Source organism: Burkholderia sp. 22PA0106 (genome assembly GCF_047497155.1).
In the GTDB taxonomy this organism is placed as follows: Bacteria; Pseudomonadota; Gammaproteobacteria; order Burkholderiales; family Burkholderiaceae; genus Burkholderia.
The window spans coordinates 2,692,374-2,704,489 of the sequence record NZ_CP163163.1; the positions used below are offsets into that span (position 1 = coordinate 2,692,374).

Consider the following 12,116-nt stretch of genomic DNA (forward strand, 5'->3'; position numbering starts at 1 on the left):
TATACTGCACTCGGCGCGACGAAAAGTTTTTCGTCGTGCTCATGCAAGGCGAAAGCCGCCCGCTAATTTCGCGTTATCCATCCAAGTCTTTGTCTCGACATGATCGCACCATACATCACAGCCCTCGCTGCCCTCCTTGGATCAATCCCAGCGCTTCTCGGCGTCTTGATCACCGCTCGCACTCAAACTGCAAATCAGAAGCTCAACAATCAGACCCAAGCCAAACTTGCGCAAGACAAAGCAAGGAACGACGCACTAACAGCCCAGCGAGAGGCAACATTAAGCAATCTGGCCGTTGCGCACAAGATCCTCAGCCAAATCGCCAGAGAGTTTTCGGTGACGGGGCTTAATATCATGTGGACGGCATCGATGCCCGTCGACGAGTTCAACAAAAAATATCTTTTGCTTTGCGAAAAAACCGACGAGCTGTTGATGATTGTCGACTTTCACGCTCCGGCCGCATCAGAAGCTGCCCACGAGCTCTACGGCCAGATGAACATGTTTTGGGGCAATTTCAAAAACCTTCTTTACCAAACGGAAAAAGGGAAAACTCCAAGCGAGCTTCAGCATGTGCTAGACCAAACGCACGAAGCCGCCAGGCAAATTGGTGATAGGGCGCGCTTCGCAAAATATCGATTGAGCGAAGTTTTCAAAAGCCAGATTCCTGAATGAGGGCGCATGCAAAGCTGTAGGCTTGTGTTGCCAATACCTAAATGGAGGTAAATCCAGATGCAGCCAAATCGCTTCTCGCTATGTTTCTTCGACGTCCTCGGATTCGAATCCCGCTTTTCGACTCTTGGCCTGGACGGCATGCTCGAAAAATATTGCGAGCTGACTAAGATCGTGGACGACAGAAACGAGCGCGTGCATCAAGTTTTCGGCAAGATGGGATTTTCTGAGAGCGCCTACTGGACCGCCGATCGAGACGCCTTCGTTTTTTTCCGCCTCCACGGGGCTTACGCCAGCGACTCGCTGCTCGTCTGGACTCACACGGACTTCCCTGAAGCACGGCTCCCATTCGCGGCAAACTTGACGCCGGCCGAGCGAGAAAAACGAGCATCTGGGCCAAGCGACGGATGGAAATATCACCCGATGCCATGCGACGGACTGCTCGACGCCTGCAACGAGCTGATGTGCCGAAGCCTGGAAATCGGGCTCCCGCTGCGGGGCGCGCTTGCGCTGGGCGACGCCGTTCTGGATCAGGAGCGAGGAATCTATCTAGGCCAGCCTCTAATCGACGCAGCTCGCATGGAACATTCTCAACGGCTCATCGGGGTCTCGTTCACTCGGTCGTTCATGAGCCAGGTTGTTCCGCCGCGCTATCTCGTGCCGTTCGACATTCACCTGAAGGACGCCAATAGCCCATTGTTCCAAGGCAACGTTCTTGACTGGCCACGGCACTGGCGAGCAACCCGGAAAACCGACGCGCGCGAAATCGTCAACGAGCTGAACTCGGCCCCCTCAGCGGCAATCTACTACGACAACACCCTCCGGTTGATTGACGCGTCCGACGATCGAGCTGGGAAGTTCGAAAGCGCCGAGGAAATACGTGTCTGCGACACCTACCCTCAGTTTTCTCAGCCAGAACTTGCCCTTCGGGCCAGAGCCGTGAGGCGAGTGCAGACCGTCGGCGATCAACGAGAATAGCGGTCAATCGCCGCCCGCCCATTTCAAAATGACTCTGCCGCGCATCCCGCAAACAATTTTCCACCGCGCTCCCTCGGACGTGCGGCGCAACTTTCGGCGATTATCTTCCCGGGCGAATAAAGCGCTCTTATACTATGGTCAAAATGCGTTTTGGCCTGGATAAATCGGGGAGATTAGATTTGGACGAGTTCGAACAACAACCGTTTGTTGACGCGGAATTGCTGGAAAATCCTGAGCCTCGTTGTCCCTGCGTGCTCCTGCTGGACACCTCGGCGTCAATGCGCGGCGCGCCGATCCAGCAACTGAACGACGCATTGATCCAGTTCAAAGACGAGCTGTACGCGGATTCGATGGCCGCCAAGCGCGTCGAGGTGGCGATTGTGACGTTCGGCCCCGTCGCAGTTCGCCATGATTTCGCCACCATGGACGGCTTCTTCCCGGAAGCCTACGAGGCCAACGGATCGACCCCGATGGGCGAAGCCATTGTCCAAGCCCTTCAGCTGCTGCGGGAGCGCAAAGACCGCTATCGGGCCAATGGGGTGAAATACTACCGCCCGTGGGTCTTTCTTTTCACCGACGGCGCGCCAACGGATCGCTGGGAAGAGGCCGCGCAGCTTGTCCACAAGGGCGAAGAGAACAAGGAGTTCATGTTCTACGCTGTGGGCGTGGAGCAAGCGGACATGTCGCTGCTCGGCCAAATCGCGGTGCGGCAGCCCTTGAAGCTTAAGGGGCTGGCGTTCCCCGAGTTCTTCTCCTGGCTCTCGGCGTCCCTCGGCTCCGTTTCCCGCTCGAGCCCCGGCGACGTGGTGCCGCTGGCCAACCCGACCGCGCCGGACGGGTGGGCAGTTGCGGGCTGACGGGCAATGGCGATGGGCCTCGGCTTCGCGAATCGGCACATCCCACCTGCGGCAGGGGACGCGCAAACAAGACGCGCTTAGCGTCGCGCAGATCGCCGAGCAGTCTCTTTGCGCGGTGGTTTCCGATGGAGCCGGCAGCGCCAGCCATGGCGGGCAAGGCGCGTCGCTCGTTTGCCGAGGCATGGTCAAACGGTTCCGGGCCTGGCTGGCAAGCCGATCCGACTTGCCCGATGAAAATCAGGCGATGGCTTGGCTCGACGAGCTGCGCGACCAGCTCGGCCGGGCGTCTTCCGGGCGAGGCATCGAGCGTCGGCAGTTCGCCGCCACCCTCGTCCTTCTTGCCGTTCATCGAAGCCGCGCGCTCGTGCTCCATATTGGAGACGGCGCCGTTGTCGCCCGGCGCGACGGCCAGTGGGAAACGCTGTCAGGCCCGGAAAACGGCGAGTTCGCCTCGACCACCTATTTCGTGACGGACGATCCCGTGGTCCGACTCCGAGCGCTCAAAATCGACTCTGCGCACGACGCTTTCGCGCTGTTTTCTGATGGCATCGAGTCGTTGGCTCTCGACCAGGCGACGAACTCGCCCTCCCCTCGCTTTTTTGAGCCGATGCTCCGCCCGATCGACCAAGCGAAGGAGCCTGGCCGCTTGGCTTCGCTGTCCGCGGCGCTGGCAAAATATTTGGACGGCGAGCGGATCTGCGAACGCACCGACGACGACAAATCCCTCATTCTCCTTTCTCGCCGATGACTTCGCCGGTTGTTCTGATTTCGGGCCAAAAGACCCGCCTGGGAAAACTGTTGGGGCGCGGGGGCGAGGGAGACGTTTATTTCGTCGACGGACGTCCCGGCGACGCGGTAAAGCTCTACAAGCCCGACCTGCGCGGACCTCGGGAAGCGAAGGTGCTTGCCATGGTCGGGGGCGGCCTGCACAAGCGCACCGGCCTCGTGGCGTTTCCTCTCGAAGTCGCCACGGACGAGTCTGGTAGGTTTGCTGGGTTCGTCATGCGGCTGGTCTCCAAATGCAAGCCGATACATGAGCTGTACGGGCCGAAGTCCAGAAAGATCCAGTTTCCCAACGTCGATTACCGCTTTTTGGTCCGCGCCGCCGGGAACGTGGCTCGCGCGGTGGCGGCGGTTCACGAAATGGACTGCGTCATCGGGGACTTCAACCACTCCGGCGTCTTGGTCAGCGGCACCGCGACCGTCGCGCTGATCGACGCGGACAGCTTCCAGTTTCGATCCCAAGGCCGCCTTCACCGGTGCATTGTCGGCACTGAGGATTTCACCCCTCCTGAGCTGCACGGCGTTCGCCTCAGCGAGGTCGAGCGAACCAAGGCCCATGACCATTTCGGATTGGCCGTCGCCATCTTCCAATTGCTTGCGATGGGGCGGCATCCATATGCCGGACGATGCTCCGACGGGGATTTCAGCTTGGGCGAGTCGATCGCGCAAAACCGTTTCGCATTTTCCGTCGCTCGCAAGGCGGCGACGCGCACGGTCCCGCCGCCCGGCTCGATTCGCCTCCAAGACTTCCCTCCGTCTATCGGAGCAGCTTTCGAGGCGGCATTTGGGACCGATCCCGCAAAACGGCCGACGGCAGCTCAATGGGTCAGCCTGCTGACCGGGCTTGAAGCTGACATTCGGCAATGCTCGACCGTCCCTGCCCATTACTTTCCTCGATCTGCCGGCGATTGCCCTTGGTGCCGACTGCTCGCTCAATCGGGCATCGACATGTTCCCGGCAGCGGCGCATCCGGCGTCGGCCCAGCCCGCAGCCGACAATTTCGACATTGACGCGATATGGGCGGAAATCAGCGCGATTATTTTGCTGAGCCCGAACGACCTGATCCCCTCCTCGCTCGGTTCGGCCAGCTCGGCCAATTCGTCGGGCACGACCAGGGCAGCGGGTGGCCCTAGCGCCGGGGCCAGTGGCGGTGCGGGCGCGGGTGTGGGTGCGACGTCGAGCTCAAACGCAACTTCAACGCCGAACTCGACTTCATCATCGACGCAGTCGAGCCAATCGGGGCGCTCCGGATCTCCGACGAGCAAATCCTTGGAGGCGACCGCGAAGTTGCGCAAGCAGCGGATGATGCGCGCGATGTGGGCCATCCCTGTCGTTTTGGGTCTGCTTGCGTTCCCCAAGCTCTTTTTGTTCTGGCTGGGCTTAGGTGCAATGGTCTGGTTCTACGCCAAAGGCGTGGAAATCGACCAAGAGCCCCTGAAACAGGCATTTCGGGCCGCTGACGCCCACGTCGGCGAAGCCGCGCAAGAGTATTTGAAGCGGATCGGGTACGTCGACGCGTTGAACCTTCGCGCCGACCTGGAAATGTGGGTCGACCAGCACAAAGCGCTGGATCGCGAGTTGCCGCGAGCGCTTGCGGAGATGGCCAACTCTCGAGAAGCTCGCCAAAAGGCTGCGTACTTGGATGGATTCTTGATCCGTCGCGCCAAGATACCCGGCATAGGCCCCGCGAAAACCGCGACTTTGGCCTCTTTCAACATCGAAACCGCGAATGACATCACGCGCCGCGCAGTCATGGCGGTGCCCGGTTTCGGAGAGGCCTACACGGCCAAACTTCTTGCGTGGCGCCAAGGGCACGAAGCAAAGTTCCGGTACAACGCGCAACGAGACGCCTCCGACGCCCAAGCTGAGAGCGCGACCAGGGCAACGTGGGCAACGCAACGCGTTTCGCTTCAAAACAAGCTGCGCGCGGGGTTGGCCAATCTCAAACTGGCTCACTCCAAGCTCAAGACGTCCAATCCACTGTCATTCCCTCCGCTTCGGGAGGCTATCGAAGCGCGCGAAGCGGCAAAGCGTGATTGCCAAGAGTTGGGCATCTCTGTGCCGTCGCCGGCACCGGTGGAAGTCTCCATTCCGAAGCGGCCGGCGGCACAGTCGAATCCGTTCATCCAGATCGCTAACCCAAGGGGCGGCCCGGCAACTACATCAACGCAGCGGAGCCCGTCGTCTCCGCTCTGTCCGCTTTGCCATGCGTCGATGGTGGTGAAGCCAGCTCGGAGAGGGCGCAACGCAGGGAAAAACTTTTGGAGCTGCCGTCGTTTTCCAGACTGCTATGGGAGTCGAGATTTGTAATGGCGTCAACTACCACCCAGCCGCCCCGTGCAAAAATCCAGAACTCCGCGAAGCTGGATCTTCGGCTCGGCGTTACGGATGACGCGCATGACAAGACGAAACGCTCGACAGCATCGCCCCACTGCTCGACACGACTGTCGCCACGGAGACCTGGCTCAAGCGGTTTGACCTTCCAGAAGGGTCGGCGTCAGGGGCCAACGGGTTTGGATAAGATGCCGCCCCGCGCAACTGATCTACCGTTGAAAAACTTTTTCGCGATGATATTTCAAATAACCCGCGAGCCCTTCAGGCATAAAGCGAAGTGGCGACGGCACGTCCAGCATTGCTCTATGGCTCGCACCAAGACGCGGCGAAAGCTGCATCTTCCCATTGTCGTCAAAGGTGATCAGCCCCTTGTCAAACAATGCGTCGAGATTTGCTGAAAGCAAAAGGCCATTCCGACTATCCAAACGCTGCTTGTCCGTCGAAACCGCCCAGGGCTTCACATGAGAGGCTCGGAGCACTTCGCGGCACCCGATCCCCGAGACGGCGCAAGCCTCCCCCCAAATGCGCATGAGGCTCTCGCGAAATCGCCCCTGCCCACGACGGGCATTGATTTTTGCGATGGCGGAAGTAACCGACTCAGCTCCGTCGACCATTTCGGACACAGCCAGCGACTCGTCCGGGGCGGACATCATGGCGTCTGCCAATAGAGTCCATTTTTCATGCCGCTGCGCTTTGGGCACTGCGTCCAAAAGTCGGCCAACGACGGGCAAATCTAGGTTGGTGTAGCTGCCAAACATGCCCAGAAATTTTCCATTTCCAGTAATTGCGCGTGCGTCGAGTGTCACGGGTTTTTCAAGCCACCAAAAAAACTCGTCGGGACATACCCAATTGGGAATCCAATGAACGTCGCTTTCCCACCCTTCCAAGAAGGATTTTTTATCGCCATCAAACTGCTTTCGAACATTCGGGACAGCCCATGCGTCCTTCCAAAGATCATGCAAACGCAGCTTTTCGGCAAGTCGCTCGCGCTGCGCCCTATACTTGTCGTCGCTAAGCCCGATAGCGTTGCCAGCGATGCCAACGAGTTGTTGGATGCCGTCATGCGACACAGTCATAAAGACAAATGTTTGACCCGCATTTTCATCTAGCGGTGCGGCACCTAATCCCTCAGTGTGGAACACGCGATAGCGATCCTTGCCCTCCGTGAGCAGCATCCGAGGGGAATTATTCCACTCTTCGTGGCCGTACCCCATCTCCTTTGGGTAGCCGCTGGTTGCGTGAGCCCCGGATGGCACAACGTAGTTTTGCGTATTCCAAAATATTGGTTTCTGAATAAATAGCGCCATCGTTTTCCCTAAATCACGTCACTTGTCGCACCACACAAAAACCAGATCTCCAATTTCTTTTTCCAGAGACCAACGCGAGCCCCGAACAGCGTGTCTTGCCCAATATTTTGAAAGTGCATAACAGGCTCTAATCTGGGCGCGCGAAGGTCCAGACGAAAGCGAAAAGCATCGCCTACTTTGGCCTCACACTTTAGATGACTAATTTACCAGTTGACGAATTAAAATAATTACCTATTTTCTCAGGGAAGGCACAAAGAAAATACAAATAAGATATTTTCTTCTCGATTATTTTGCAATTTTCTATGTGCCTCAAAAAATCCTTCTCGGTATATTTTAGGTATTCGGAATCTTCTCCATTTTTGCTAGTCTTTAACTTCCTACTGAAAACATAGGCAGGCCGAGAGCGCCAATTTTCATCATCGATAGGGGTAGTCCATTTTCCGTGAATCAGGCTATTTCTTATCTTTGTGAGATCTTCAAAGCCGCGGAAGGTGACATGCAAGACCTGGTCGTACCCCTTGTCTCTGAGGTGTTCAGTAAGCAATGCGCGAAGCATTCGCTGCAACGGGTCAGCCGTAAGGTTTGAAAGAACTATTTTTCCAAACTTATCATTGGCCAAACCGTTAATCTTTAGAATGTGTGCGGCACACTCTTCCATTTCGTAACAAATTTGTTCAAAATGAACGCAGAACATTCCAATCAATTGAAAGAATCGTTCCGACCTGAATAAGGCGTTCTTTTTATTTGATTCCTCAAAATCACTCATATAATTTTAATTAAAACTGCGATCAACCGAAAGAGGGCCGCCACCCTTAATTCAGAGGTGGCGGTCGCGCGCTTATATTTGCGGGGGGAGTGCTATGCCGCTCCCCTTTCGGAGGTAATCAAATGCTTTGTCCATATCTACGAATGTTGCCGCAGTCCGCATATCCTGGGCAGCGTTCCCCCAAAACCAGACTTCCACGTTCCATCCACGCTTTCGCGCTCTCTCGACTAGCCCCTTAAAATCGGCATCACCAGCAACAATTACAAGAGTTTCAGGTGGAGCAACCTCGTAAAGCCGCTCCATGACGTCCATCCCCATTTCCATGTCCACGCCTTTTTCTTTATCGCGGATATTGCGGTCAAACAACCTGACATCGAAACCTTCTTGGCGAATTGCTTCCCAGACACTGTCGTCTGGCGGTGGTCGCGAGCCATACAGTGTCGGCATCTTTGCAAGATGTCGATTCCCGCGACTTTTCACGAGATTTATGAATTTTCCCCAGTCGACTTCATAGCCACCATCAACTTGAACACTTCGCTCCCCGTTATTGAATCGTTTGGCGTGTGACAAACGACCGCCTTCGATTTTAACGTTGGAATTGTCGACAAATAGGTGAATCCTTGGTGAGGTCATCACATCCCCGGTGTCATGTCAGTTCGCTCCAAATTGAGCTCAGCTATTTTTCCACAAAAATGAGGCAAAGTGTATCGCGCGAAGGCTTTGTACTTTTGCCGTGACGCTGGATCGCCGAACGCAGCTTCGGCTGGCTCAATCGCTTTCGCAGGCTGGCGCGTGATTACGAGCGTCTGCCTGAAACACTGGCTGGCCTGCACTTCGTCGTCTTCGTCTCGTTGATGCTTGCTCGTGCCGTTCAGTATTTCTGAAAGTGCATAACATGCTCTAAGAACAACCGCTCGACGAAGTGGGTGCGCCGACGGGCATCCAAATCATGAATGTCCACAAGGCCAAGCGGAAGTGGCTTGATAGAGTGATTGTCATTCGCGAAAATCGCCGAGGCCAAAACGGCCTCGAATTATCATTTATTGGCGAGACGACACTGCGCCATACGCAAAGAGCCGGTGCATCGTCCGTGTCGCGATCACAAGAGTGCGGCACCACGCCCTGCCCCTTGATACCCAGCGGCCTCACCGTCTAGTTATCGGGGATCACCGCCTTTGGGGCTTGTAGGTGCACGATTTAATTACGATAAGGAACGGAAACACTCCACGCCAGCTTTCAAAGCATCAATTTGGAATGAGGATCAAAATCGCTCTTTGTGCAACTTGACTCGAATCCGATTTTTGGTATGCTCCACTCGCCACGTTGCACGCTCCACTCCCCAAGACTTATCCCACAACCCAAACGAGATAGCCAATTAAATGAAAAAACAAACAAACTACAAACTCACCGTCATCGACAAAATAGGGCTAATTTTGGCTTTCAGCCTCTTTATTACGACGCAATTCATATTGATCAATGTACTCCACGACGCCTACGAGATCAAACACCCGCAAATCACAACACCAACAAAACAATCAAAGAAAAATTAAATACTCAACTCCAAAAAAAGTATCCCCAAAAAAATCGCAACAATTGAAATCATAAAAAATATCATTGCAGATATAGAAGAGTCCCTTCTATCAATCGCATTATTCCTTGCGATACCAACCAAATCCCTCACGGCCTCAAAATATTTCGGAGCATAGTTATCAAGGCGCTTCAATTCATCAAGCAATTCGGCAAGTCTTGCCGCCTCGTCCGCACTACCTTTAATGACTGGATTTAGCATTAAGCCAGTAGCGACGGCCCCCATGAATATCATTATGGCAGACAATATTGCAAGCCATCCAGGGAAGTTTTTTTACTAACATCATGAAATCTGTGCATCAAGTAAAGAGCCGATACAACCATAAGTAAATTAATAAAAATAGCCCACCAATTCTTTGCTAACGCCGACCTCAGGCGACCTCCCAAAATCTTCAACTTCCCAGGCATCACTCCCCCTTTCTTTTAAAAATTGCCGCCTTTTATACCACGACGCGCCCTACTAAGGACGTTCAAAAACTTCCGCACCGCCCTCCAATGCCTCCCCAACTCATTGCAAAGGCAAGCATCTTACAATCCACGCATGATTATTTACGGCCAACAAGCGCGGCTCCGATGTTGCTCGCATCTACGGCCACTGTTATGCGCTGACTCGCGATGGCCAGAGCGCTCTGAACTTGTAGTGCAAAATCTTGATGGACTGCTGGATCAGACCACTCGCGGCTTGCCGCGTCGACAACTGGCAACCAAATCAGGGGCCACTCCCCCGCACCGAATCGACCGATAACCACGTCGAGCCTGGTGTCCTCGGCTGCACCGACGATTGCCCCATCAGATCTCAGATAAAAGGGCGCTTCTATAACAAGGTCAAAAATCGTTCTGAACGCTTGGCCTCTTCTGACCGCCGCCTCCATCGCATAGGAGACTTGATTGGCGCGCTGCCATTGCAACAGCGCGGACTTAAGATAAAGACACTTCTGGTTTGCGCCCCTAGCTCCTTTGGCACCAGCCTGGACGTATGCTGGCCCGCTCCCGTCCAACCTCATGCGCTCCATCGTCTTTGGCGACAGCCGCAAGAAAAGCGCGGCCTCTGCCGTCGTCAACGCAGCTTGGTCTGGCAGCGCATGGAGCGCGGCCAGCACTTCATACGTTTTCAATGCCGCATCAAGAGATGCCATTCGTGCCCCTCTTTTTTGCTCGTGCCGGCGCCTAGACCTCGATTTTGACCGGCGTTCCCGCGGAGCTGGCGTCATGCTTTTCGTCAGAAGCGCCACCGCTCTTGCTCGATTTCGACGGGCGCCCCGAGCGCGGTTTTGGCGGCGCGCAAACGTGCGGTGTAGGCGCGGCCAGCGGCGGCCAATCGACTGGCTTCAGGGCATTGTAGACGTTCGGAGCGCGGCTTAGAATCGACTGCTCGATTCGCTCCATCCACTCCTTCAAAAGAGCCCACTCGGGCCGTGTGTATGTGTCTGTCACGCTAGCGTCGGCGTGGTTCAGAAAACGCTTTTTCACTGATTCCGGCACGTCGAGCGCGGTCATGACCGCCCCGAACGAGCGGCGAAAATCGTGTGGGGCGAGCCTTGCGATTCCGGTCTCCTCGCGCAGCGAGGCAAGCAACGCGGTCGCGTCAGAATAGTGCCCGCTTTTTGAAAACTTGCTCCGCGCAGGGAAAACGAACGCGCGGGACTTTGCTCCGAAGCCACGTCGCATCGTTTCCTCCGCTGCTGCCTCCTGACGGCGGCGAAGCAACTCCGTCGCCATGCGCCCCAATGGAAGCCGGTGGTTGCGTCCGTTTTTCGTCTGGTGGAGAAAGATGTGCGGTCCATACTCGCCACCATCATCGAGCCAAACATGGCTCATCGCTCTCCGCTCAGCAATGGGCAACAGTTCTCCCCACTGGCACTTCGAGTGTTCCGACTTCCGACAGCCGAGCAAGAGCATGGTTATGAGGAAGTCGACGCCAGTGCGGTTGTCGTTCTCCAAGCGCTTGCTCCATGCGGCTTCGAGAAATGGCCCGAGCGTTTCGCTGGGCGACAGGGGGTTGCGCGCGCCACGCTCTTCGCGTTCGCGCGCGACTTGTGCCCTCGAACGGTACAGGCCATTCAGCGTCAGGATCGTGAATGGGTTGACCATAAAGGACGGAGTGCGCCCTTCGTGCGCCGCATTGAGCATCTCTTGGCCAATGGCCCACTTTGTTGCCGTCGAGGCCAGGCGAAATGTTTGCTCGGTCGCCGTCGGCGTTTTGGAGCCTAGATGAAACCGGTCGACGATCTCGTCAGTCCGAAGCTCTTTGAGCTTTCGGGCTTCCCATTTCCAGTCCTTGAACTTGTTCGCTGCGCGGTCGACAGCGCGCAGCGTCTCGGCAGTGGCGCGGCGCTTAACGCGGGTCGCGAGATGGTTGCGATAGGCAGCGACGATGTCGCCAAGAGTTGGCTCCAACGAGCCTGCCTCCCGCCTCACCCGATTCGGATTCTTGCCTGTGTCGATCATCGACCTGGCAAGCTCTGCCGCTTTCTTGCGCGCGGGCCCGAGATCCAGAAAATCGGCGACGTTGCCGACCGTCGGCATGATCGACACGCCACCGACCTTGCGCCGAATGATGTACGTTTTCTTGCCCGCGACTCGAACGCCGAAACCCGGCGGCGCGTCTCTGTTCGAATCCCATAGAATGTACGCCTTGCCATCAGGATTCGTCTCGAAGACCATCGCGCCCTTCGCGTCGAGCCCCACCGGTTTCTCCGCGAGTTTCAGACGCTTGATCAGCGCCAAATTAAGGTCCGCTTTCACTAAGTTTACCCGCTTTCGTGCTTAACGTGCCCCGACAAAGGGGACTGCGGAATCCCCGCCAAATCCTTTCTGGAAGAGGCTCTGGCCGTT

11 protein-coding genes and 1 pseudogene are annotated in these 12,116 nt (G+C 56.1%); 6 read left to right on the forward strand and 6 right to left on the reverse strand.

The genetic code is table 11. The annotated features are described in order from the left end of the window. Nucleotides 1–99: 99 nt before the first annotated feature. The 5 genes from AB4850_RS26800 to AB4850_RS26820 all read left to right on the forward strand — a co-directional run bounded on the left by AB4850_RS26800 (nucleotide 100) and on the right by AB4850_RS26820 (nucleotide 5,597). Nucleotides 100–672: a hypothetical protein gene (locus tag AB4850_RS26800; protein ID WP_414442474.1), complete on the forward strand. Its 573-nt coding sequence runs from the start codon at nucleotides 100–102 to the stop codon at nucleotides 670–672. Between the two features lie 57 nt (nucleotides 673–729). Beyond that, a complete protein-coding gene (locus AB4850_RS26805; RefSeq protein WP_414442475.1) occupies nucleotides 730–1,647 on the forward strand; it encodes a hypothetical protein in 918 nt (305 codons plus the stop codon). Between the two features lie 179 nt (nucleotides 1,648–1,826). After that, nucleotides 1,827–2,504 (forward strand): vWA domain-containing protein, encoded by a 678-nt coding sequence (locus tag AB4850_RS26810; protein ID WP_171466764.1) that lies wholly within the window; start codon nucleotides 1,827–1,829, stop codon nucleotides 2,502–2,504. Beyond that, nucleotides 2,494–3,252, forward strand: coding sequence for a PP2C family serine/threonine-protein phosphatase (locus AB4850_RS26815; protein WP_414442476.1), 759 nt, complete (start codon nucleotides 2,494–2,496; stop codon nucleotides 3,250–3,252). The genes AB4850_RS26810 and AB4850_RS26815 overlap by 11 nt, the downstream gene beginning before the upstream one ends. Continuing rightward, nucleotides 3,249–5,597 (forward strand): hypothetical protein, encoded by a 2,349-nt coding sequence (locus AB4850_RS26820; protein ID WP_414442477.1) that lies wholly within the window; start codon nucleotides 3,249–3,251, stop codon nucleotides 5,595–5,597. Before AB4850_RS26815 ends, AB4850_RS26820 begins: the two co-directional genes overlap by 4 nt. Before the next feature lie 233 nt (nucleotides 5,598–5,830). On the opposite strand, the gene AB4850_RS26825 is transcribed toward AB4850_RS26820, so the two are convergent. The 3 genes from AB4850_RS26825 to AB4850_RS26835 all read right to left on the reverse strand — a co-directional run bounded on the left by AB4850_RS26825 (nucleotide 5,831) and on the right by AB4850_RS26835 (nucleotide 8,327). Further along, nucleotides 5,831–6,928 carry an HNH endonuclease gene (locus AB4850_RS26825; protein ID WP_414442478.1) on the reverse strand — a complete coding sequence of 366 codons (1,098 nt, stop codon included), beginning with the start codon at nucleotides 6,926–6,928 and terminating at the stop codon, nucleotides 5,831–5,833. A gap of 190 nt (nucleotides 6,929–7,118) precedes the next feature. Further along, nucleotides 7,119–7,694 (reverse strand): hypothetical protein, encoded by a 576-nt coding sequence (locus AB4850_RS26830; RefSeq protein ID WP_414442479.1) that lies wholly within the window; start codon nucleotides 7,692–7,694, stop codon nucleotides 7,119–7,121. 72 nt (nucleotides 7,695–7,766) lie between these two features. Beyond that, a complete protein-coding gene (locus AB4850_RS26835; protein ID WP_414442480.1) occupies nucleotides 7,767–8,327 on the reverse strand; it encodes an NYN domain-containing protein in 561 nt (186 codons plus the stop codon). A 74-nt stretch (nucleotides 8,328–8,401) separates the two neighbouring features. Here AB4850_RS26835 and AB4850_RS26840 point away from each other — a divergent pair. Continuing rightward, nucleotides 8,402–8,578 (forward strand): annotated as a pseudogene (locus tag AB4850_RS26840) (transposase); the annotation flags it as partial. Nucleotides 8,579–9,240: 662 nt separating this feature from the next. On the opposite strand, the gene AB4850_RS26845 reads toward AB4850_RS26840, so the two are convergent. From AB4850_RS26845 to AB4850_RS26855, 3 genes are all read right to left on the reverse strand, one after another. After that, nucleotides 9,241–9,507 carry a hypothetical protein gene (locus AB4850_RS26845; protein ID WP_414442481.1) on the reverse strand — a complete coding sequence of 89 codons (267 nt, stop codon included), beginning with the start codon at nucleotides 9,505–9,507 and terminating at the stop codon, nucleotides 9,241–9,243. Between the two features lie 319 nt (nucleotides 9,508–9,826). Continuing rightward, complete coding sequence (locus AB4850_RS26850) at nucleotides 9,827–10,417, reverse strand: helix-turn-helix domain-containing protein (RefSeq protein ID WP_414442482.1); 591 nt, start codon at nucleotides 10,415–10,417, stop codon at nucleotides 9,827–9,829. A gap of 31 nt (nucleotides 10,418–10,448) precedes the next feature. Continuing rightward, nucleotides 10,449–12,008 (reverse strand): tyrosine-type recombinase/integrase, encoded by a 1,560-nt coding sequence (locus tag AB4850_RS26855; RefSeq protein ID WP_414442483.1) that lies wholly within the window; start codon nucleotides 12,006–12,008, stop codon nucleotides 10,449–10,451. Between the last annotated feature and the right edge of the window lie 108 nt (nucleotides 12,009–12,116).